This is a genomic window from Pseudoxanthomonas sp. Root65, assembly GCF_001427635.1.
GTDB lineage: Bacteria > Pseudomonadota > Gammaproteobacteria > Xanthomonadales > Xanthomonadaceae > Pseudoxanthomonas_A.
On record NZ_LMHA01000001.1, the window covers coordinates 2,066,530 to 2,087,267 of the forward strand.

Annotated in this window: 20 protein-coding genes and 1 riboswitch; of the genes, 14 read left to right on the top strand and 6 right to left on the bottom strand. The window is 68.3% G+C overall.

Annotated elements, in window-relative coordinates; all coding sequences use genetic code 11:
• Positions 1-3 precede the first annotated feature (3 nt).
• From ASD77_RS09205 to ASD77_RS09220, 4 genes are all read left to right on the top strand, one after another.
• A complete protein-coding gene (locus tag ASD77_RS09205) occupies positions 4-3,138 on the top strand; it encodes an efflux RND transporter permease subunit (protein ID WP_055940198.1) in 3,135 nt (1,044 codons plus the stop codon).
• A complete protein-coding gene (locus tag ASD77_RS09210) occupies positions 3,131-3,682 on the top strand; it encodes a GNAT family protein (RefSeq protein WP_055940200.1) in 552 nt (183 codons plus the stop codon). The genes ASD77_RS09205 and ASD77_RS09210 overlap by 8 nt, the downstream gene beginning before the upstream one ends.
• 117 nt (positions 3,683-3,799) lie before the next feature.
• Entirely contained in the window at positions 3,800-5,299 is a 1,500-nt protein-coding gene (locus ASD77_RS09215) for an alanine/glycine:cation symporter family protein (protein ID WP_055940202.1), read from the top strand.
• Position 5,300: 1 nt separating this feature from the next.
• Positions 5,301-6,170, top strand: a complete 870-nt coding sequence (locus tag ASD77_RS09220) for a TrmH family RNA methyltransferase (RefSeq protein WP_082563192.1) — start codon at positions 5,301-5,303, stop codon at positions 6,168-6,170.
• 159 nt (positions 6,171-6,329) lie between these two features.
• On the opposite strand, the gene ASD77_RS09225 is transcribed toward ASD77_RS09220, so the two are convergent.
• The 4 genes from ASD77_RS09225 to ASD77_RS09240 form a co-directional block, all read right to left on the bottom strand.
• The gene (locus ASD77_RS09225; RefSeq protein ID WP_055940205.1) at positions 6,330-7,718 is read right to left on the bottom strand and encodes a M28 family peptidase; all 1,389 of its coding nucleotides are present in this window, start codon (positions 7,716-7,718) and stop codon (positions 6,330-6,332) included.
• 93 nt (positions 7,719-7,811) lie between these two features.
• Positions 7,812-8,216 (bottom strand): large-conductance mechanosensitive channel protein MscL, encoded by a 405-nt coding sequence (mscL, locus tag ASD77_RS09230; protein ID WP_055941227.1) that lies wholly within the window; start codon positions 8,214-8,216, stop codon positions 7,812-7,814.
• 105 nt (positions 8,217-8,321) lie between these two features.
• Entirely contained in the window at positions 8,322-9,029 is a 708-nt protein-coding gene (locus ASD77_RS09235) for a fumarylacetoacetate hydrolase family protein (protein WP_055941229.1), read from the bottom strand.
• A 66-nt stretch (positions 9,030-9,095) separates the two neighbouring features.
• Positions 9,096-9,371: a hypothetical protein gene (locus ASD77_RS09240; RefSeq protein ID WP_055940207.1), complete on the bottom strand. Its 276-nt coding sequence runs from the start codon at positions 9,369-9,371 to the stop codon at positions 9,096-9,098.
• 91 nt (positions 9,372-9,462) lie between these two features.
• Between ASD77_RS09240 and ASD77_RS09245 the strand changes: the two genes are divergently transcribed.
• The gene (locus tag ASD77_RS09245) at positions 9,463-9,786 is read left to right on the top strand and encodes a Rieske 2Fe-2S domain-containing protein (protein ID WP_055940209.1); all 324 of its coding nucleotides are present in this window, start codon (positions 9,463-9,465) and stop codon (positions 9,784-9,786) included.
• A gap of 15 nt (positions 9,787-9,801) precedes the next feature.
• Here the strand turns inward: ASD77_RS09245 and ASD77_RS09250 are convergent, their stop codons facing one another.
• Together ASD77_RS09250 and ettA are read right to left on the bottom strand one after the other, a co-directional pair.
• Complete coding sequence (locus tag ASD77_RS09250) at positions 9,802-10,887, bottom strand: cache domain-containing protein (protein WP_055940211.1); 1,086 nt, start codon at positions 10,885-10,887, stop codon at positions 9,802-9,804.
• A 243-nt stretch (positions 10,888-11,130) separates the two neighbouring features.
• On the bottom strand, positions 11,131-12,798 hold the full coding sequence (ettA, locus tag ASD77_RS09255; protein WP_055940213.1) for an energy-dependent translational throttle protein EttA: 1,668 nt from the start codon (positions 12,796-12,798) through the stop codon (positions 11,131-11,133).
• Between the two features lie 215 nt (positions 12,799-13,013).
• Here ettA and ASD77_RS09260 point away from each other — a divergent pair, with 215 nt between their 5' ends.
• The 9 genes from ASD77_RS09260 to ribH all read left to right on the top strand — a co-directional run bounded on the left by ASD77_RS09260 (position 13,014) and on the right by ribH (position 20,716).
• Complete coding sequence (locus ASD77_RS09260; RefSeq protein WP_055940215.1) at positions 13,014-13,511, top strand: RcnB family protein; 498 nt, start codon at positions 13,014-13,016, stop codon at positions 13,509-13,511.
• A gap of 125 nt (positions 13,512-13,636) precedes the next feature.
• Positions 13,637-14,890 (top strand): serine hydroxymethyltransferase, encoded by a 1,254-nt coding sequence (gene glyA / locus ASD77_RS09265; protein WP_055940217.1) that lies wholly within the window; start codon positions 13,637-13,639, stop codon positions 14,888-14,890.
• Positions 14,891-15,003: 113 nt separating this feature from the next.
• On the top strand, positions 15,004-15,537 hold the full coding sequence (gene nrdR / locus ASD77_RS09270) for a transcriptional regulator NrdR (RefSeq protein ID WP_055940219.1): 534 nt from the start codon (positions 15,004-15,006) through the stop codon (positions 15,535-15,537).
• 3 nt (positions 15,538-15,540) lie between these two features.
• Positions 15,541-16,059, top strand: coding sequence for a GNAT family N-acetyltransferase (locus ASD77_RS09275; protein ID WP_055940222.1), 519 nt, complete (start codon positions 15,541-15,543; stop codon positions 16,057-16,059).
• Positions 16,052-17,149: a bifunctional diaminohydroxyphosphoribosylaminopyrimidine deaminase/5-amino-6-(5-phosphoribosylamino)uracil reductase RibD gene (gene ribD, locus ASD77_RS09280; RefSeq protein WP_156383539.1), complete on the top strand. Its 1,098-nt coding sequence runs from the start codon at positions 16,052-16,054 to the stop codon at positions 17,147-17,149. The genes ASD77_RS09275 and ribD overlap by 8 nt, the downstream gene beginning before the upstream one ends.
• Positions 17,150-17,161: 12 nt before the next feature.
• On the top strand, positions 17,162-17,923 hold the full coding sequence (locus tag ASD77_RS09285; RefSeq protein WP_055940224.1) for a class I SAM-dependent methyltransferase: 762 nt from the start codon (positions 17,162-17,164) through the stop codon (positions 17,921-17,923).
• Positions 17,924-18,003: 80 nt separating this feature from the next.
• A riboswitch (FMN riboswitch) is annotated at positions 18,004-18,172 on the top strand.
• Positions 18,173-18,307: 135 nt separating this feature from the next.
• On the top strand, positions 18,308-18,901 hold the full coding sequence (locus ASD77_RS09290; protein ID WP_055940226.1) for a riboflavin synthase: 594 nt from the start codon (positions 18,308-18,310) through the stop codon (positions 18,899-18,901).
• Positions 18,902-19,090: 189 nt separating this feature from the next.
• Positions 19,091-20,185 (top strand): 3,4-dihydroxy-2-butanone-4-phosphate synthase, encoded by a 1,095-nt coding sequence (gene ribB, locus ASD77_RS09295; RefSeq protein ID WP_055940227.1) that lies wholly within the window; start codon positions 19,091-19,093, stop codon positions 20,183-20,185.
• Between the two features lie 63 nt (positions 20,186-20,248).
• On the top strand, positions 20,249-20,716 hold the full coding sequence (ribH, locus tag ASD77_RS09300) for a 6,7-dimethyl-8-ribityllumazine synthase (protein ID WP_055940229.1): 468 nt from the start codon (positions 20,249-20,251) through the stop codon (positions 20,714-20,716).
• The last annotated feature ends 22 nt before the right edge of the window (positions 20,717-20,738 follow it).

Below are 20,738 nucleotides of genomic sequence, written 5' to 3' on the forward strand. Positions count from 1 at the left end.
GCCATGAAGCTTTCCGACCTGTCGATCAAGCGCCCCGTCTTCGCGGTGGTGGTCAGCCTGCTGCTGGTGGTGCTGGGCGTGATGTCATTCCTGCGCCTGACCCTGCGCGAACTGCCCAACATCGATCCGCCCATCGTGTCGGTGGAAGTGAATTATCCGGGCGCGTCGGCGGCGGTGGTCGAAACGCGTATCACCCAGATCCTCGAGGACGGCCTCTCCGGCATCGAGGGCATCAAGACCATCCAGTCCAGCAGCCGCAACGGCCGCGCCGACGTCACCATCGAGTTCAACCTCAGCCGCGACATCGAAGCCGCCGCCAACGACGTGCGCGACCGCGTCAGCCGGGTGATGAACCGCCTGCCGGAAGAAGCGGATCCGCCGCAGATCTCCAAGGTCGAAGCCGACGCCGACGTCATCATCTGGTTGAACATGCGCTCCACCGTGATGGACACGATGGAGCTGACCGACTACGCCGACCGCTACGTGCTGGACCGGCTGTCCTCGCTCGACGGCGTGGCCCGCGTGCAGCTGGGCGGCGGCCAGCGCTACGCCATGCGCATCTGGCTGGACCGCGAGGCGATGGCCGCGCGCGGCGTCACCACCAGCGATGTCGAGACCGCACTGCGGGCGCAGAACGTGGAACTGCCGGCCGGCCGCATCGAATCCGCCACCCGCGACTTCACCCTGCGCGTGGAGCGCGGCTACCAGCGGCCGGAACAGTTCTCGCAGTTGCCGCTGCGCAAGGGCGCCGACGGTTACGTGGTGCGGCTGGGCGACGTGGCCAAGGTGGAACTGGGTGCCGAGGAGCGTCGCTCCTACCTGCGCAGCAATGCCGTGCCGAACGTCGGCCTGGGCATCGTACGTACCTCCACCGCCAACGCCCTGGACGTGGCGCGCGCGGCGCGTGCCGAAGCGGAGGTCATCCAGCAGACGCTGCCGGAAGGCACCGAGATCTTCATCGCCTTCGACAGCACCACCTTCATCGAAGCCTCCATCGAGCGCGTGTACTGGACGCTGGGTGAGGCGATGGTGCTGGTGTTCCTGGTCATCTGGCTGTTCCTGGGCAGCCTGCGCGCCGCGCTGATCCCGGCGGTAACGGTGCCGGTGTGCCTCGTCTCGGCCTTCATCGCGCTGTACGCGTTCGGCTTCTCGATCAACCTGCTGACGCTGCTGGCGCTGGTGCTGTGCATCGGCCTGGTGGTGGACGACGCCATCGTGGTGCTGGAGAACGTGCAGCGCCGCGCGGATCTGGGCGAACCGGCGCTGGTGGCCGCGCGTCGCGGCACCGCCCAGGTGGCCTTCGCGGTCATCGCCACCACGGCGGTGCTGGTGGCGGTGTTCCTGCCGGTCGGTTTCATGGAAGGCAACACGGGACGCCTGTTCCGCGAGCTGTCGGTGGCGCTGGCGGCGGCGGTGGCGATCTCCGCGTTCGTTGCGCTGACGCTGACGCCGATGATGTCGTCCAAGCTGGTGCGTCCGCATACCACGCCGCGTGGCCTCAACGCGTGGACCAACCGCACGCTGACACGCGTCAGCGACGGCTACGGGCGGCACGTGGAGCGGCTGGTCGGCATGACCGGCAAGCGCATCCTCGGTCTGGTGCTGCTGGCGATGGCGCTGTGCGGCATCGCGATCGTCGTGCTCGGCCTGCGCGTGCCCAGCGAGCTGGCGCCTTCGGAAGACCGCGGCCGCTTCTTCGTCATGGTCGATGGGCCGGAAGGCGCCGGCTTCGACTACATGGTCGACCAGATGCAGCAGGTCGAGCGCATCGTGATGGGCCAGGTCGGCGGCGACAAGCCGATCGAACGCGCCAACTCGCGCGTGCCGCGCGGCTTCGGCGGCAGCGAGGACATGCATACCGGGCAGGTGATCGTGTTCCTGCAGGACTGGCACGAGCGCGAGGCCACCACCGATGACGTGGTCAATGGCCTGCGTGCCGAACTGTCCAAGTTGCCCGGCGTGCAGGCGCGCGCCAACGTGGCCGGCGGCCTGGTCGGCAGCCGCGGCCAGCGCTACCAGCTGGTGCTCGGTGGCCCGGACTACGCCGAGCTGGCGCAGTGGCGCGACCGCATCCTGCAGCGGATGGAAGGCAATCCCGGCATCCAGGATCCGGATTCGGACTACAAGGAGACGCGCCCGCAGATGCGCGTGAACATCGACCGCGACCGCGCCGCCGACCTCGGCGTGTCGGTGCAGGAAATCGGCCGCACGCTGGAAACGATGATGGGGTCGCGCCAGGTCACCACGTACGTGGACAACGGCGAGGAATACGACGTCATGCTGCAGGCCGGCCGCGAGAAGCGCGCCAATACCGAGGACCTGGCCAACACCTACGTGCGCGGCAGCGATGGGGCGCTGATCCCGCTGTCCAACCTGGTGACGCTGAGCGAGATCGCCGAGCCCGGTACGTTCAACCGCTTCAACCGCCTGCGCGCGATCACCATCAGTGCCGGCCTGTCGCCCGGCTACACCATGGGCGAGGCGCTGGAATGGACGCGCCAGGTGGTCGACGAGGAGCTGCCGGACTACGCGCAGATCGACTGGAAGGGCGAGTCGCGCGAGTACCAGGAAGCCGGCGGCGCCATCCTGCTGACCTTCGCACTGGCGCTGCTGATCGTCTACCTGGTGCTGGCGGCGCAGTTCGAGAGCTTCATCCACCCGCTGATCATCATGTTGACGGTGCCGCTGGCGGTGCTGGGCGCGTTGATCGGGCTCTGGGTCACCGGCGGCACGCTCAACCTCTTCAGCCAGATCGGCATCGTCATGCTGATCGGCCTGGCGGCGAAGAACGGCATCCTGATCGTGGAGTTCGCCAACCAGTTGCGCGACGACGGCGCCAGCGTGGCGCAGGCCATCGCAGAATCCGCCCGCGTGCGCCTGCGTCCGATCCTGATGACCTCGGTCGCCACCGTCGTCGGCGCGGTGCCGCTGGTGCTGGCCGGCGGCCCGGGTTCGGCCAGCCGCGCGACCATCGGCATCGTGGTGATCTTCGGTGTGACCTTCTCCACGCTGCTCTCGCTGTACGTGGTGCCGGCGTTCTACGCGCTGCTCGCGCCGTTCACGCGCTCGCCGGAAGCGGTGGCGCAAGAACTGGGCAGACTGGAGGCGGAAACGCCGTCCGTGGGTGGCCATGGCTGAGCCCGGCGCACGCCCGCATGCCGGCGTGCGCATCGAGGGCGAGGGGTTCGTGCTGCGCGCCTGGCGACAGGACGACCTGGACTCCCTGCTGCACCATGCGGACGATCCGCAGGTGCCGCGCGGCCTGAGCGAGCGCTTCCCGCATCCCTACACGCGGGCCGATGGCGACGCCTTCCTGGCCGGTCGCGTGGTGGACTTCGCACATCCCGTGTTCGCCATCGAGATCGCGGGCGAGGCCTGCGGCGGCATCGCCGCGCGACCCCATGCGGGCGAGAAGGCGCATGGCGCGGAGCTCGGCTACTGGCTCGGCCGGCGTCACTGGGGCCACGGCCACATGACGCGCGTGGTCGCGGCCTATCTGGACTGGGTGGTTCCCGCATTGGGCCTGGTCAGGATCGAGGCCAACGTGCTGGACACCAATCCGGCCTCGGCGCGGGTGCTGGAGAAGAACGGATTCGTCGAGGAAGGCTGCCGGCGCAGCGCCCTCCGCAAGCCGGACGGACTGCACGACCTGAGGCTGTTCGGACGGCTCTGGTCCGGCTGAAACGCCAGCGGGGACTGCGCAGCGGCGCGTGTTGCGGTTATCTTGCAGGGACCCGGTGGCGCCCTGCGCCGCCTTCCCGTATCCCGCGCACGCACGAACGAACGGAGACGCATCCCCGTGGAAGCCTTTTTCAACTGGTTGAACGGCATCATCTGGAGCAACGCGCTGATCGCGCTGTGCCTGGGTGCCGGCCTGTGGTTCACCCTGCGCACCCGCGTGATGCAGGTGCGCGGCTTCGCCGAGATGTGCCGGCTGACGGTGACCGGGCAGAAATCCGACGCGGGCGTGTCCTCGTTCCAGGCCCTGGCCATCTCGATGGCCGGCCGCATGGGCATCGGCAACATCGCCGGCGTCGCCACCGCGATCGCCTACGGTGGTCCGGGCGCGGTGTTCTGGATGTGGGTGATGGGCTTCCTGGGCGCGTCCACGTCGTACATCGAGTGCACGCTGGCGCAGATCTACAAGGAAAAGGACGGCGAAGGGCGCTACCGCGGCGGTCCGGCCTACTACATCGAAAAGGCGATGGGCCTGAAGTGGTACGCGGTGACGTTCGCCGTGGCCACCGTCATCGCCACCGGCCTGCTGCTGCCCGGCGTGCAGGCCAACGCCATCGCCGACAGCGCCACCAATGTGCTGTGTGGCATGGGCGACTGTGCCGCCGTCGGTGGTACAGGCGCGCTGAAGCTGTGGATCGGCCTGGCCGTGGCGGCGGTACTGGCGCTGATCATCTTCGGCGGCATCAAGCGCATCGCCACCTTCGCCGAGGTCGTGGTGCCGTTCATGGCGCTGGCCTTCATCCTGATGGCGGTGACGGTGATGATCGCCAACGCCGACAAGGTGCCGGCGATGTTCGCCGACATCTTCAGCAGCGCATTCGGCGCGCATGCGGCGTTTGGCGCGATCATCGGCCAGGCCATCGCCTGGGGCGTGAAGCGCGGCATCTATGCCAACGAGGCCGGCCAGGGCACCGGCCCGCACGCCGCCGCCGCCGCCGAGGTCTCGCACCCGGCCAAGCAGGGCTATGTGCAGGCCTTCGCCATCTACTTCGACACCATGCTGGTGTGCACCTCGACGGCATTCCTGCTGCTGTCCACCGGCATGTACAACACGTTCAAGACCGTCACCGAGAACGGCAAGGAGACGCTGGTCGAGATTTTCTCCGGCGTGCCCGGCGTGCAGCCGTCGGAAGGCGCGCAGTTCACCCAGGCCGCGGTGGAATCCGTGCTGCCGGGCTGGGGTGCAGGCTTCGTGGCGCTGGCGCTGTTCTTCTTCGCGTTCACCACCATCATGGCCTACTACTACATGGCCGAAACCAACCTGACCTACCTGGCCGGCGTGAAGAAGACGCATCCGCTGGCGACCTTGCTGCTGCGGCTGGGCATCGTCGGCATGGTGGTCTTTGGCGCGTACCACAACGCCGCGATGGCCTGGACGCTGGGCGACATCGGCGTGGGCGTGATGGCGTGGTTGAACGTCATCGCCATCCTGATCCTGCAGAAGCCGGCACTGATCGCGCTGCGCGACTACGAGCGGCAGAAGAAGCTGGGCCTGGACCCGACCTTCGATCCGGACGCGCTGGGCATCCGCAACGCCGATTTCTGGAAGACGAAGGCCTGACGTGAGCAATCCCTGGAACACCCGGCCGCCGCGTCCGCCCGGCTCAGCGCCGGAGCGCCGCCGTCCCCCGCGCGCGCAGGAGGATCATCGTCCGGCGCATGCGGCGGTCCCGCGCGAGGAGCGCGCCGCCGGCGCCTCGCGCAGCGAACTGCGCATGTACGGCCTGAATGCCGTGCATGCGGTGTTCGCGCGTCGGCCCGAGGCCATCCGCAAGGTCTACCTGCTCGAATCGCGCATTCCCGCGCTGAAGCCGTTGCTGGCGTGGTGCGTGAAACAGCGCGTCGGCTATCGCGTGGTGGAAGAAGGCGACCTCGATCGGCTGGCCGCCAGCACGCACCACGAAGGCGTGGTCGCCGACGTAGTGAAAGCCGAGCCGGTGCCGATGGGCGACTGGCTGCGGGCGTTGCCGGCAGGCCAGCCGCTGGCGGCGCTGTGGCTGGATGGCGTGGGCAATCCGCACAACTTCGGCGCCATCCTGCGGTCGGCCGCGCATTTCGGCGTGGCCGGCATCCTGCTGCCGCGCGACTCCACGCTGGCGCTGTCCGGCGCGGCGGCGCGCGTGTCCGAAGGCGGCGCCGAACAGGTGCCGCTGGTGCGCATGGGGCAGGCCGACAATGCGGCCACCCAGCTGCGCAGCGCCGGGTTCTCGCTCGCCGCCACCCTCGTGCGCGGTGGCGACGACCTGTTCGCGGCCACGCTGCCGCAGCGCCTGGTCTACGTGATGGGTGCCGAAGGCGAAGGCATGGATGCGCGCCTTGCCGAGGCCTGCGACCTGCGCCTGTCGATTCCCGGCAGCGGTGCGGTCGAAAGCCTCAACGTCGCCGCCGCGACGGCGGTGTTCCTGGCGCAGTGGAAACAGCGCAACCGCTGAGCGGGTGCATCGAAGCGCCTGCCATCAGGTGTGGGAGCGACGTGAGTCGCGAAGACCGACGCCGGCATCCGTGCCGGCGGATGATGGGTTATAGAAGCGGGTGAGCCATGTGGCGGCAGCGATGACCCGTCGCGACTCACGTCGCTCTCGCTGCTGACGCTATTGCTTCAGCCGGCTGCCGAAGTCGCCCTCGGCTTCCGCCGCCAGGTAAGCGAATACGGTATACGCGGCGACGTTCTGCGCCAGCGCCGCGGGATCGATCTTGTCCAGCGTGTCGTCGGCGTTGTGGTGCAGGTCGAAGTAGTCGCTGCCGTCCTGCGCCAGCCACGCCCACGCCATGCCCTTGGCCGCGAACGGGCTGATGTCCGGGCCCGCGCTGCCCTTGCCCGGTGCGTATTCGATGCCCAGCGGTGCCAGCGCCTGCGCGATCTGCTCGGTCGCCTTGCGCGCATGGTCCGGCGCACCGGTATTGAACGCATAGATGCGGCCCGCGCCGAAGTCGCTCTCGGCGGCGATCTGGTGGCGGCTGATGTCGGCCAGATGCTTTTCGGCGTACGCCTTGCCGCCATACAGGCCCTGTTCTTCATTGGCGAAGGCGATCACGCGGATGGTGCGTTTCGGTGCCTGCCTGAGCTTTCCGATCAGATGGCCGGCGGCCATGGTGATGCCGATGCCGGCGCCATCGTCGATCGCGCCGGTGCCCAGGTCCCACGAATCCAGGTGGCCGCCGATCACCACGACCTCCTTCGGCAGGCTGCGCCCGGTGATCTCGCCGATCACGTTGTGCGAGGTGTACTCGCCGTCCCAGCCGCAATCGAGCGCCAGCGACACGCGCACCGGACCGCGCTGCAGCAGGCGCGCCAGCTGGTCGGCGTCGGGGACGGTCAGCGACGCGGACGGCACCGGGGTGAGGCCCTCGTCGAAACGGGTGATGCCGGTATGCGCGACCCGATGGTTGTCGGTACCGGCCGAACGCATCAGGAACGCAATCGCCCCCTTGCGGATCGCCGCCGAAGGGCCCTTCGACCGGATCGCGCCGCCATTGCGGTAGTCGCTGCCATCGCGCGCGGCCTTCATCTGGTAATCGACGAAGGCGATCTTGCCGGCCAGCGAACCTTCGGGCGCGGCTTCCAGCGCGGCGAGGTCGGCGAAGCGGACAATCTCGGCTTGCACCGTGCCGGCCGGGCTGCCGCCCAGCGCGGTGACGGTGAGCAGCTGCGCATGCGCGCCGAGAATCGCGGCGTGCTCGCTGCGGCGCACCCACTTCGGGAAGGTCACCGGCTCCAGCCACACCTTGTCGAAGCCGAGCGCCTTGAACTTCGCCTGCGCCCACGCGACCGCCTTCGCATCGGCCTCGCTGCCGGCCAAGCGCGGGCCGATCTCGGTGGTCAGCGATTCGACCACCTTCCAGCCGGTGTCGTCGGCGAGCGCCTGGTCGCGCAGCGTGGCGGCGGTGGCGAGCGCGGCGTCCGGAATGCGCGTCTCGCGCTCGGCGGCCAGGGCGGGAACAGCGAGGGTCAGGGCGAGCAACAGCGGAGCAAGGCGCATGGCATATCCCGGAAAAACGAAGGCCACGAGCTTAGCAGCCCGTGGCCTCGTGGTTCCTGTGCCGGTGTTGCCGGTTCGGAATGCAGCGTCCGCTTACTTCTTCAGCGCATCGCGGATCTCGCGGAGCAGCAGCACGTCTTCCGGCGGTGCCGCCGGTGCGGCTTCGGGCTTGCGGTGCAGGCGATTCACCGCCTTGACCAGCAGGAAGATAGCGAACGCTACGATGACGAACTGGATCACCGTATTGAGGAACTCGCCGATGCCGACCACGATCGCGGGCACTTCCTTACCCGCCGCATCGACAGTGGCTTCCTTCAGCGTCCATGCCCACTTCGAGAAGTCGACGCCGCCGATCAGGTAGCCGATGGGGGGCATGATGATCTTGTCGACCAGCGTAGTGACGATCTTGCCGAATGCCGCGCCGATCACCACGCCAACCGCGAGGTCGACCACGTTGCCGCGCGAAACGAACTCCTTGAACTCGCTGATCATGCCCATGCTGCCTTCCTCAACCATCGACGCGCTCGCGCCATCGGCGACGACTATAGCGTGCGGCGCGCGCGTTGTTGACTGACAGTGAGCATGGCTGGGGGCACGCGGAACTCAGCCCGTGATGCGTCCCTGCAACGTCACCACACCCTCCAGCGAGGCGACGAAGGTGTCGCCCGGCACCAGCGCGGCCACGCCCGCCGGGGTGCCCATGAAGACCAGATCGCCGGCCTTCAAGGCATAGAGCGTCGACAGCTCGTGCAGGATATCGGGCACGTCCCAGATCAGGTCGTGCAGCGATCCGTGCTGGCGGGTTTCGCCGTTCACGCGCAGGGTCAGGGTGCGGTCCTCCAGCGTGCCGACGTCGGCAACGGGAACCAGTTCGCTCACCGGCGCGGAATGATCGAAGCCTTTGCCCGTGTCCCAGGGCAGACCCTTGGCCTTCGCCGCCGCCTGCAGGTCGCGGCGCGTGAGGTCCAGGCCGACGCCATAGGCCGCCACCAGCGCCGGCGCATCCTCGCGCGCGAGCGGGCCGGCGGGTGCGTCGGCGCCGAGCGCCACCACCAGTTCCACTTCATGGTGAAGATCGTGCGTGCCGGGCGGATAGGGCACGTCCGCGCCACCGGTGACGATGGCATCGGCGGGCTTGTGGAAGAACACCGGGGTACCGCGCTCGGCCTTCGAGGCCGGGGCGGTCGCGCCCATTTCACGCGCGTGGTCGGCGAAGTTGCGGCCGACGCAGAAGATGCGTCGCACCGGGAACGTGCCGCCGCCGCGAACGGGTACGCGCGGTACCGGCGGGGCAGGAATGATGTCGGTCATGACGGCCATGCAAGAAAGAAGCGGCCGCAGAGTGTAGGGGCAACGGGATGCCCTGCGGGCACGGGGTCAGCGTGGCTGCGGCAGTACCTGCTTGCGCACCACGCGGTATTCCGCATCCACCACGCGTGCATCGCGGGCCTGCGGCTTGCCGCGCTGGCGCACCAGCTTGTACACCACACCGGCCGCGATCATGGCGGCTCCGACGAAGACGCTGAAGAACACCAGCACGCCCAACACCACCACACCCAAGAGGCCCAGGCCGACCCGCAGCAGCGGATGGCGCGGCTTGCGCGGCGCGAAGACATGGCGGAAGGCGTTGAACTGGAAATGGCGTGCGTACATGGTGGGGCGTCGTGACAGAATGCGGCGGGGGCCGGTACGGGGCAGTATCGGATGACAGTCAGATGACCGTGTGAGGACTTCGTTAAGCGACATGCGACTGAGCGCACTGAATGACATCGCCGATGGCGGTTTCGCCGAGGTTGAAGCCTCGATCGGCGACGATGCCGAGTCGTTGATCTTGTATCGCGACGGCGACGACGTCCGTGCTTGGCTGAATGTCTGCCCGCATGCCGGTCGCCGTCTCGACTGGGCGCCCGGCCAGTTCCTCAAGAGCAAGGACGGCCATCTGGTCTGCGCCGCCCATGGCGCCTCGTTCGAGCTGGTGCGCGGCGATTGCGTCGCCGGTCCGTGTCGCGGCGATGCACTGCGCGCCATCGCCGTGCAGGTGCGCGACGGCGAGGTGTGGCTGGGCTGATCGTCGGGGAGGGCGTCAGTCGACGCCCTGGGTGATCACGCAGTGCCAGCCCGTGCGATAGGTCTCGTAGCCGGGCGAAGCCGCGTGCGCCACGCAGTGGGTGCGTCCGTCGATGACCAGGTCGACCGCCGCGCGCGGCTGGGCGAACAGGGTCGCGCGCCCGGGAAAGTCCAGTCGCGCCGACGCGGCGTCTGCGCCCAGCGTGTCGGCCAGCACGTGGCCCTGGCCATCGACGATGCAGACCCGGCTGCGCCGCCATTCGGCCTCCGACAGGGGCGTGCGTTGGACAATGGTCTGCGCCAGCGCGTCCCAGCGGAACACGATGCCCAGCACGCCCAGCGGGCGTCCGGTCACGCGGCCGCCGTCGCGCACGGTGCAGGCGTACACCAGCACGCGCTCGTCGCCGGCCAGCGGGCTGGCGTGCATCGACTGGAAGCCGAACTCCTCGCCGCTGGCCGTGGCCATGGCGGACTGGAACCAGGCTTGTTGCGCGACCGACTGACCCACCGACCGGTACTGGCGCGGTCGCCCGTTGGCGATCACGGTGCCCTGCAGGTCGACGAGCACCAGGTCGAAGTAGACGGTGTACGAATCCAGGATCTGGCCGAGCCGCTGGCTGGCATGTGCCACGGCCGCCGGTTGCGGGTCCTGTGCGGCCGCCACCATCGCGGTATCGGTGGCCCACCAGCGCACATCGCAGCTGCGCTCGTACAGGTTTCGGTCGATCAGGTCGATGTTCGCCAGCGCCAGGTCGGTCAGCCGTGTGCGGCGCACGTCGGTCTGCAACTGCTCCAGCCGCTCGCGCAGATCGGTACTGGTGCGCCCGGCCATGCGGTCGATCTCCTGCGCGGTATCGCTGACCCGGCGCGACAGCGTGTCCATCTCCTCGGCGATCACCCCGAAGCTGCGGCCGGCGGTGCCGATGCGGACCGCTTCGATACGCGCGTTCATCGAAATGATGCGGGTGATGCGGTTGATCTCGTCGATCTTCTGCAGCGACTGCCGCAACTGCTTCAGCAGCGAGTCCGACAGCCCGGACACGGACTGGATGTGGTCATCGATACCGGCGTCGGACACGGAAGCGACAGCGCATGCGTTCATGGAGCTCCTTGAGGCGAGGGGGCGGAACCGTGACGTGCCGGTGGGCGGCAGCGTGAAATCGGTTCCGGTATTGAGGCGCTATCGGCGCGCGGACGCGGCGCTTTAATCCGCACCTGTGCAGTGCACGGATTCCCCATGATGGGGCGAATGCGCAGGCGCATTCAGCGCAAGAAAAAAGCCCGCCGATCGGCGGGCTTTTTCTCGTTACTCAACGCAGAGGCGTCACTACTCAACGCAGAGGCGTCACTTCAGCGCCTTGAAGCGCAGGCGGTGCGGGCGTGCGCCTTCCTCGCCCAGGCGACGCTTCTTGTCTTCCTCGTATTCGCGGTAGTTGCCCTGGAAGAATTCCACGTGCGAGTCGCCCTCGAAGGCGAGGATGTGCGTGGCGATGCGGTCCAGGAACCAGCGGTCGTGCGAAATGACGAAGGTGTTGCCCGGGAACTCCAGCAGTGCGTCTTCCAGGGCACGCAGGGTTTCGATGTCCAGGTCGTTCGACGGCTCGTCGAGCAGCAGCACGTTGCCGCCCTGCAGCAGCGTCTTGGCCATGTGCAGGCGGCCGCGTTCGCCGCCGGACAGCGAGCCGACCAGTTTCTGCTGGTCCTGGCCCTTGAAGTTGAAGCGGCCGATATAGGCGCGCGACTGGATCTCGACGCCATTGATGTTGAGGATGTCCAGGCCGCCGGAAATCTCCTGGAAGACGTTGTGGTTGCCTTCCAGCTTCTCGCGGCTCTGGTCCACGTACGCGAGCTGCACGGTCGGGCCGGTGGTGATGGTGCCGGAATCCGGCTTTTCCTGGCCGGTGATCATCTTGAACAGCGTCGACTTGCCCGCGCCGTTGGGGCCGATGATGCCGACGATCGCGCCACCCGGGACCAGGAAGCTCAGATTGTCGATCAGCAGGCGGTCGCCGAACTTCTTCGAGACATTCTTGAACTCGATGACGTTGTTGCCCAGTCGCTCGCCCGGCGGGATGAAGATCTCGTTGGTCTCGTTGCGACGCTGGTAGTCGACCGATTGCAGTTCTTCCAGGCGCGCCAGGCGCGCCTTGCCCTTGGAACGGCCGCCCTTGGCGTTCTGGCGCGACCATTCCAGTTCCTTCTGGATCGCCTTCTGGCGGGCCTTTTCCTGGTTGTCTTCCTGCTTCAGGCGCTCGTCCTTCTGTACCAGCCAGTCGGTGTAGTTGCCCTTCCACGGGATACCGCGGCCGCGGTCGAGTTCGAGGATCCATTCGGCGGCGTTGTCGAGGAAGTAACGGTCATGGGTGACCGCCACCACAGTGCCGGTGTAGCGGGCGAGAAACTGTTCCAGCCACTCGACGGACTCGGCATCCAGGTGGTTGGTCGGTTCGTCGAGCAGCAGCATGTCCGGCTTCTGCAGCAGCAGGCGGCACAGCGCCACGCGGCGCTTCTCGCCGCCGGACAGCTTGCCGACGATGGCGTCCCACGGCGGCAGGCGCAGGGCATCGGCGGCCACGTCCAACTGGTTTTCCAGCGTGTGGGCATCGCCGGCGGCGAGGATGGCCTCCAGGCGCTCCTGTTCCTTGGCCAGCGCGTCGAAGTCGGCGCCTTCCTCGGCGTAGGCGGCATAGACGGCTTCCAGCGCGGCCTGCGCCTGCAGCACGTCGCCCACGCCTTCCTCGACGGCCTGGCGAACGGTGTGCTCGGGATTCAGTTCCGGCTCCTGTGCCAGGTAGCCGACCTTGATGCCGGGCTGCGGGCGGGCTTCGCCCTCGAAATCCTTGTCCACGCCGGCCATGATCTTCAGCACCGTGGACTTGCCGGCGCCGTTCAGGCCCAGCAGGCCGATCTTCGCGCCCGGATAGAAGGACAGCGAGATGTCCTTGATGATCTGCCGCTTGGGCGGGACCACCTTGCTGACCCGGTTCATGGTGTAGATGTATTGCGAGGACATGCAGGCTCCGATACGCAGGCCCCGGCGCCCTGCCGGGCAGCGGCGGGCGGGGAGGCAAAGGGGAAGGCGGCGATTATAGCGGCTCGGACCCGGCCAACCGGCGGCTGAATACATTTCGTCAACGCGTCCTTGACATGCCCGTAACCGTTTTCCAGCCGGAATCGGTTCAGATGTGATCGGCATGATGGACTCACGTGCCACCCAGAGGGGTTTCCATGAATACCAAGCGCCTTTTCCAGACCATGGCCTGTGCCGTCCTGGCCTTCGCTGTCACCGCTCCCGTGCTGGCACGCGATGACCGCGGCCACGACCGCGGCCGTTCGCACCACTACGACCGTCGTGATGACCGGCGGGATGATCGCCGCGACTGGCGTGAAGACCGTCGCGATGATCGTCGCGACTATCGCGATCAGCGCCAGGCTTACCGCCATGGCTACCATCAGGGTCGCCGTGACGACCGCCGTTACGACGATCGCCGCTATTACGCGCCGCCGCGCGTGGTCTATCGCCCTGCTCCCGGCTACCACCGCTGGGCCAAGGGCCAGCGCTACCGCGACTACTACCGCGGCCCGGTCTACGTGGTGAACGACTACAACCGTTACCACGTGCGCCATCCGCCCCGCGGTTACCACTGGGTGCGGGACGACCGCGGCAACCTGCTGATGGTCGCGATCGCCACCGGCATCATTGCCGACCTGCTGCTGCACCACTGAGCCACAGCCGGCCCGATGTCCCCGAAAAGCGCGCTCCGGCGCGCTTTTCCTTTTCCGGGGCAGGGTGGCCGGGGGCCGGGCGGGCTACAATCGGCCATCCCGCCCGCCCTAGCCCCGGAGACCCGATGTTCCCGCGCGACGCCCGCATCGAAACCTACGATCCCGAACTGGCCCAGGCCATCGCCCACGAGGCGCGCCGGCAGGAGGATCACGTCGAGCTGATCGCCAGCGAGAACTACGCCAGCCCGCGCGTGCTGGAAGCCCAGGGCAGCGTGCTGACCAACAAGTACGCCGAGGGTTACCCGCACAAGCGCTATTACGGCGGTTGCGAGTACGTGGACATTGCCGAGCAGTTGGCCATCGACCGCGTGAAGCAGCTGTTCGGCGCCGACTACGCCAACGTGCAGCCGCATTCCGGCTCGCAGGCCAACCAGGCCGTGTACTTCGCCCTGCTGAATCCGGGCGACACCATCCTGGGCATGAGCCTGGCGCACGGCGGCCACCTGACCCACGGCGCCAAGGTCAACGCCTCGGGCAAGCTTTTCAACGCCGTGCAGTACGGCGTCAACGACCAGGGCCTGATCGACTACGACGAAGTCGAGCGTCTGGCCGTGGAGCACAAGCCGAAGATGGTCGTCGCCGGCTTTTCCGCCTATTCGCAGGTCATCGACTGGGCGCGTTTCCGCGCCATCGCCGACAAGGTCGGCGCCTACCTGTTCGTCGACATGGCGCACGTGGCCGGCCTGGTCGCTGCCGGCGTGTACCCGAACCCGCTGCCGCACGCCCACGTGGTCACCTCGACCACCCACAAGACGCTGCGCGGTCCGCGGGGCGGCATCATCCTGGCCAAGGGTGCCGGCGAGGAGATCGAGAAGAAGCTGCAGAGCATCGTCTTCCCGGGTATCCAGGGCGGGCCGCTGATGCACGTCATCGCCGCCAAGGCCGTGGCCTTCAAGGAAGCGCTGGAGCCGGAGTTCAAGACCTACCAGGCACAGGTGGTGAAGAACGCGCAGGCGATGGCGAAGACGATCATCGCGCGCGGGTACAAGATCGTCTCCGGCGGCACCGAAAACCACCTGATGCTGGTCGACATGATCGGCAAGGACGTCAGCGGCAAGGACGCGGAAGAAGCGCTGGGCAAGGCGCACATCACCGTCAACAAGAACTCCGTGCCGAACGATCCGCGCAAGCCCTTCGTCACCTCCGGCCTGCGCATCGGCACCCCCGCCGTGACCACGCGTGGCTATGGCGAGCAGGACTGCATCGACCTGGCCAACTGGATCTGCGACGTACTGGATGCGCCGACCGACGAGTCCGTGCTGGCGAAGGTGCGCGACAATGTGACCGCGCAGTGCCGGAAGTATCCGGTTTACGGCTGAAAGCGAGGAGTGAGCGATGAGGAGTGAGGCACGAGTGAGAGTAACCGCGCATCGAGGCGAGGGAGACATCGCCTCTGCTCACTTCTCACTCCTCTCCCCTCGTTCCTGACCCCATGCATTGCCCCTTCTGCCAGCACACCGATACCCGCGTGATCGACTCGCGCGTGTCCGAGGACGGCGCGACGATCCGTCGCCGTCGCGAGTGCGAGGCGTGCGGGGAGCGGTTCTCGACGCTGGAGAACATCGAGATCAAGCTGCCGGCGGTCATCAAGGGTGATGGCCGGCGGGACACCTTCGATGCGCGCAAGCTGCGCGCCGGTTTCGACCGCGCGCTGCAGAAGCGGCCGGTGTCGGAAGAACAGATCGAGGCCGCCGTGCGTGCGGTGATCCATGCCATCCGCATGACCGGCGAGCGCGAGATCGCCTCGCGCAAGATCGGCGAGTTCGTCATGAACGAGCTGCGCAAGCTGGATCATGTGGGCTACGTCCGCTTCGCTTCTGTCTATCGCAGTTTCGAGGACGTGGCCGATTTCCGCGACGAGATCGAGAAGCTGGAACGCGACTTGCCCGCTGCCGGCCAGCTGTCCCTGCTGGGCGGCGACGTGGTCCCGTTCGACAAGCACGCGGACAAGAACAAGAAGCGCTGAGCCGTGCGGATCGAGGCGATCGGCCGGCACCCGGCGTGCATCGAATCACTCGCGCGCTGGCATCACCAGGAGTGGGGCGCGCTCTACGACGGCTGGACGCTGGACGTGGCGACCGCCGAACTCCACGACCACGCCACGCGCACGTCGCTGCCGACCACCCTGCTGCTGATGGACGGCGACGACCTGCTGGGGTCGGTCAGCCTGCTGATCGAGGATGCGCCGGCGTTGCAGGATCGCGGCAGTCCGTGGCTGGGCAGCCTGTTCGTGCGGCCGGAGGCTCGTGGGCGCGGCAGCGGACGGCGCCTCGTCGAGGCCGCGGTCGCGCATGCGGCGGGCGAGGGCGTCGCCGTGCTCCGCTTGTTCACCCTGTGGCACGAGGACTTCTACGCCTCGCTCGGTTGGCAAGTGGAAGAGCGCACCTCGCTGCACGGTACGCCGGTGGTGATCATGTCGATCCGGCCCGCCTTGCGCGTGGCGCATACTGGCGACCCCTTCGATCCGGCGCGGACGACGCATGACTGACATCTCCTTCTCCGCGTTCGACCACCAGTGCATGGCGCGCGCCTTGCGGCTGGCCGAGCGCGGTGCGTACACGACGCGACCGAACCCGATGGTCGGCTGCGTGATCGCGGAGGGCGAGCAGATCGTCGGCGAAGGCTGGCATCAGAAGGCGGGCGAACCGCATGCGGAGGTGTTCGCGCTGCGGGCCGCGGGGGTACACGCGAAGGGCGCGACCGCCTACGTCACGCTGGAGCCCTGCGCGCATACCGGCAGGACCGGGCCGTGCGCGGAAGCACTGGTCGCTGCCGGCGTGACGCGCGTGGTCGCCGCGATGCGCGACCCGTTCCCGCAGGTCGACGGGGCCGGCTTCGACCGGCTGCGTGCGGCCGGCATCGCGGTGCAGTCGGGGCTGATGGAGGCGCAGGCGCGGCGCTTGAACCGCGGCTTCCTGTCGCGCATCGAGCGCGGCCGGCCATGGATGCGGGTGAAGCTGGCGACCAGCCTGGACGGCCGTACCGCGATGGCGAATGGCGACTCCAAGTGGATCAGCGGCGAGGCCTCGCGTCGCGACGTGATGCGCTGGCGGGCCCGTGCGGGCGCCATCCTCACCGGCGCCGGGACGGTGCTGGCCGACGATCCGTCGCTGACGGTGCGCTTCGGCGACGACACGGCCTTCGAGCCGCCGCTTCGGGTGGTGCTCGATCCCGGGCTGGCCACCGTGGCGCGCGGCAACGTGCGCCAGGGCGACGCGCCCACGCTCTACGTGCACACCGCCGAGGCGAAGCCGCCGCGCGAGGTCGAGGTGCAGCGGGCGGTGGCGCCGGCCACCGGCAGCAACTTCGACCTGAAGGCGGTACTGGAACTGCTGGCGGCGCGCGGCATCAACGAAGTACACGCCGAAGCAGGCGCCACGCTGGCGGGCGCGTTCCTGGCCGCGGGCCTGGCCGACGAGGTGCTGCTGTACGTGGCGCCGGTGCTGCTGGGCGACCAGGCTCGGCCGCTGTTCGGCGGCCTGGGCATCCAGGCGATGGCAGACCGGCTGCGGCTGGAGATTGTCGACAGCCGCGCGATTGGCGAAGATCACCGCCTCCTGCTGCAACCCGCCCGCTGACCGCCCGCCAGAATGGCTTTCAAGGATCATTTTTCCGGCGTCGCCGACGTCTACCTCGCCTCCCGCCCCACCTACCCGGAGGCGCTTTACGACGCGATCGCCGCGGCCGTCCCGGCCAGCGCGCACGTCTGGGAGCCGGGCGCCGGCAGCGGCCAGGCCACGCGTGGGCTGGCGGCGCGCTTCGCCCATGTGCATGCCACCGATCCCAGCGCCGCGCAGATCGAGCGACACTGGGCCAAGGGTGAGCCGGATGACAACGTCAGTCTGGCCATCGAGGCCGCGGAAACCACCGCGCTGGCCGATGCCAGTGTGGATCTGGTGGCGGTGGCGCAGGCGCTGCACTGGTTCGACCGCTACCGCTTCTTCGCCACCTGCGAGCGCGTGCTGCGGCCGGGCGGCGTGCTGGCGGCATGGACGTACCAGGACATCATCTTCGAGGACGACCTGGCCGAGGTGGCCGAGAAGGTCCGCGACGACATCGACCCGTACTGGCCGCCCGAGCGCGCCGACGTGGACATGGGCTACGGCGACTACGTGTGGCCGTTCGAGTTCGTACCTACGCCGCGCCTGTGGCTGACCGCCGAATGGAACCTGCCCACGCTGCTGGGCTATTTCGGCAGCCTGTCCGCCACCGGCAGTTATCGCGCGGCCACCGGCGAAGACCCGGTCTACGCCCACACGCCGGCGCTGGCCGAGGTCTGGGGCGATCCGCAGCGGGTGCGCACCATGCGCTGGCCGTTGATCCTGCACCTGCGCCGGAAGCCGGCAGCCTGAGCCGACGGAACGCTCCGTTCAGAGCCCCCGCCGGAACGGGCGTGTAAACTGCGCCAGCCGGTCCGCCGGCACACCACCAACGACGTCTTCAGGGCGGGGTGCGATTCCCCACCGGCGGTAGGTCGCCCAGCGACGAGCCCGCGAGCGCCTTGGGCAGCCTGCGAGTTCCTCGCGCAGGTTGCCGAAGGGTCAGCAGATCCGGTCCGATGCCGGAGCCGACGGTCATAGTCCGGATGAAAGAAGACGGCATCGCCGACCTGCGCGCACGCGCGGCGTCGTGCGCTTGCCTTCGCGCCCCGGAGGCGTCTCCGCGTTGATCGAGAGACGTCCCATGCCTTCCATGCTCCCCCATGCTTTCCCCGTCCTCCTTGCGGAGGCCTGCTGATGTTCACCGGCATCATCGAAGGCGTTGGTCGCATCGCCGCGCTGGAGCCTGTGGGCGGCGACGTCCGCCTGACGGTGTCGGTCGGCTCGCTGCCGTTCGACGCCGTGCAGCTCGGCGAGAGCATCGCGGTGAACGGCGTGTGCCTGACCGTGATCGCGTTCGACGCATCCACCTTCCAGGCCGATGCGTCCACCGAGACGCTGTCGCTGACCACTCTGGGTGGGCTGAAGGAAGGCGCCCTGGTGAACCTGGAGCGCGCCATGCGCCCGACCGACCGCCTGGGCGGTCATCTGGTCAGCGGCCATGTCGACGGCGTCGGCCGCGTGCTGTCCGTGCACGACGACGCGCGCGCGCAGCGCTGGCGCTTCGCCGTCCCGGCGCCGCTGCTGAAGTACATCGCGAAGAAGGGCTCGATCTGCGTGGACGGCGTCAGCCTGACCGTCAACGAAGTGGACGGCGAGGGTTTCGAGGTCGCGCTGATTCCACATACCGTCTCGCACACCGCGTTTTCGCAGACCGTCGTCGGCGATGCGGTGAACCTGGAGATCGACCTGGTGGCGCGCTACGTGGAGCGTTTGCTCGGCGCGCGCTGAGCGGCATCCACGACCCGCACGCCACGCCTCACCGTCATCCCAGCGAACGCTGGGATCCATCTTGATCCTGATTCTTTGATCTGCCCTGACAGCGAAGGCACAACCTCAACGTGGCTCCCGGCGTTCGCCGGGATGACGACGTTTTCTTCCGTCAGACGATCCCTCTTCCGTTATCCGAGTACCGAACCCATGTCTTTTTCGCCCATCCCCGAGCTGCTGGAAGAGATCCGCAACGGCCGCATGGTCGTCATCGTCGACGACGAGGACCGCGAGAACGAGGGCGACCTGATCATGGCCGCCGAGCTGGTCAAGCCCTCGGACATCAACTTCATGGTCACGCATGCGCGTGGCCTGGTCTGCCTGTCGCTGACACGCGAGCGCTGCGCGCAGCTGGGCCTGGCGCCGATGGTGCAGACCAATACCGCGCAGTTCCACACCAACTTCACCGTCAGCATCGAAGCGGCCGAAGGCGTCACCACCGGCATCTCCGCCTACGACCGCGCTCATACCGTGCGCACGGCGGTGCGTCCGGACGCGAAGCCGAGCGATCTGAGCCAGCCGGGCCATATCTTCCCGCTGATCGCCCAGCCCGGCGGCGTGTTGACCCGCGCCGGCCACACCGAAGCCGCCAGCGACCTGCCGTTGCTGGCCGGGCTGGAGCCGGCCGGCGTGCTGGTGGAAGTGCTGAATCCCGACGGCAGCATGGCGCGGCGCCCGCAGCTGGAGGTGTTCGCGCGCGAGCATGGGCTGAAGATGGGTTCGATCGCCGACCTGATCGCCTACCGTCTGGCCACCGAACACACGGTGGAGCGCATCGACGAACGCGCCATCGAGACCGAGTTCGGTCCGTTCCGGCTGGTCACCTACCGCGACCGCATCGCCCACGACCTGCACTTCGCCCTGGTCCGCGGCACGCCGGACAAGGCCACGCCCACGCTGGTACGCGTGCAGGTGGAGAACCCGCTGAGCGACCTGCTGCATTGGCGGCGCGACGACTTCGGCGTGCACGCCACCGATGCGCTGCGTGCGATCGCCGCCGAAGGGCAGGGCGTGATGGTGGTGCTGTCCGAACCGCGCAACGCCGACGCCCTGCTGGCGCGATTGCGCAAGCAGCCCGAGGTGGCGGCCAACGCCAAGGACGTGGGCCAGTGGCGTCGCAACGGCGCCGGTGCACAGATCCTGGCCGACCTCGGCCTGGGGCGGTTGCGCGTGCTGGGCACGCCGCGCCGGCAGGTCGGCCTGGCCGGCTTCGGCCTGGACGTGGTTGAGTACGTCCAGCCCTGACCTGCCGGAACGGACCCGCCACCGCCCCGGCTGGTAGACTCTCCACCCCCCAAGGAACCCGCCATGTCCCACTACGAAGGCGATCTGAGCGCGCCCGCAGGCGCCCGCTTCGCGATCATCGCCAGCCGCTGGAACCCGCGCATCACCGATGTGCTGGTCGCCGGCGCGCGCCAGAGCCTGGCCGGCAACGGCGTCGGCGAGGAGGCGATCGACGTGGTGCGCGTGCCCGGTGCCTGGGAAATCCCGCTGGCCGCCGCACGGCTGGCCGCGGCGGGCGACCATGCCGCCATCATCGCGCTGGGCTGCGTCATCCGTGGCGACACGCGCCACTACGAGCATGTCGCCGACGGTTGCGCCGACGGCCTGATGCGGGTGCAGCTGGACACCGGCGTGCCGGTGCTCAACGGCGTGCTGGCGGTGGAACGCATCGAGGATGCTGAAGCGCGCGCCGGCGGCAGCCATGGCAACAAGGGCGAAGAAGCCGCGCTCGCCGCCATCGAGATGGCGCACCTGCTCGGCCAGCTGGCCTGATGTTCCGCCAACCCCCCGTACA

Excerpts from the sequence above, each read along its gene's own strand:
- ASD77_RS09260 (WP_055940215.1), top strand. The coding sequence starts at position 13,014 with ATGAATACCAAGCGCCTTTTCCAGACCATGGCCTGTGCCGTCCTGGCC.
- ASD77_RS09290 (WP_055940226.1), top strand. The coding sequence starts at position 18,308 with ATGTTCACCGGCATCATCGAAGGCGTTGGTCGCATCGCCGCGCTGGAG.
- ASD77_RS09245 (WP_055940209.1), top strand. The coding sequence starts at position 9,463 with ATGCGACTGAGCGCACTGAATGACATCGCCGATGGCGGTTTCGCCGAG.
- ASD77_RS09225 (WP_055940205.1), bottom strand. The coding sequence starts at position 7,718 with ATGCGCCTTGCTCCGCTGTTGCTCGCCCTGACCCTCGCTGTTCCCGCC.
- ASD77_RS09250 (WP_055940211.1), bottom strand. The coding sequence starts at position 10,887 with ATGAACGCATGCGCTGTCGCTTCCGTGTCCGACGCCGGTATCGATGAC.
- ASD77_RS09205 (WP_055940198.1), top strand. The coding sequence starts at position 4 with ATGAAGCTTTCCGACCTGTCGATCAAGCGCCCCGTCTTCGCGGTGGTG.
- ribB (WP_055940227.1), top strand. The coding sequence starts at position 19,091 with ATGTCTTTTTCGCCCATCCCCGAGCTGCTGGAAGAGATCCGCAACGGC.
- ASD77_RS09285 (WP_055940224.1), top strand. The coding sequence starts at position 17,162 with ATGGCTTTCAAGGATCATTTTTCCGGCGTCGCCGACGTCTACCTCGCC.
- glyA (WP_055940217.1), top strand. The coding sequence starts at position 13,637 with ATGTTCCCGCGCGACGCCCGCATCGAAACCTACGATCCCGAACTGGCC.
- nrdR (WP_055940219.1), top strand. The coding sequence starts at position 15,004 with ATGCATTGCCCCTTCTGCCAGCACACCGATACCCGCGTGATCGACTCG.
- ASD77_RS09240 (WP_055940207.1), bottom strand. The coding sequence starts at position 9,371 with ATGTACGCACGCCATTTCCAGTTCAACGCCTTCCGCCATGTCTTCGCG.
- ASD77_RS09210 (WP_055940200.1), top strand. The coding sequence starts at position 3,131 with ATGGCTGAGCCCGGCGCACGCCCGCATGCCGGCGTGCGCATCGAGGGC.
- ribD (WP_156383539.1), top strand. The coding sequence starts at position 16,052 with ATGACTGACATCTCCTTCTCCGCGTTCGACCACCAGTGCATGGCGCGC.
- mscL (WP_055941227.1), bottom strand. The coding sequence starts at position 8,216 with ATGGGCATGATCAGCGAGTTCAAGGAGTTCGTTTCGCGCGGCAACGTG.
- ribH (WP_055940229.1), top strand. The coding sequence starts at position 20,249 with ATGTCCCACTACGAAGGCGATCTGAGCGCGCCCGCAGGCGCCCGCTTC.
- ASD77_RS09235 (WP_055941229.1), bottom strand. The coding sequence starts at position 9,029 with ATGACCGACATCATTCCTGCCCCGCCGGTACCGCGCGTACCCGTTCGC.
- ettA (WP_055940213.1), bottom strand. The coding sequence starts at position 12,798 with ATGTCCTCGCAATACATCTACACCATGAACCGGGTCAGCAAGGTGGTC.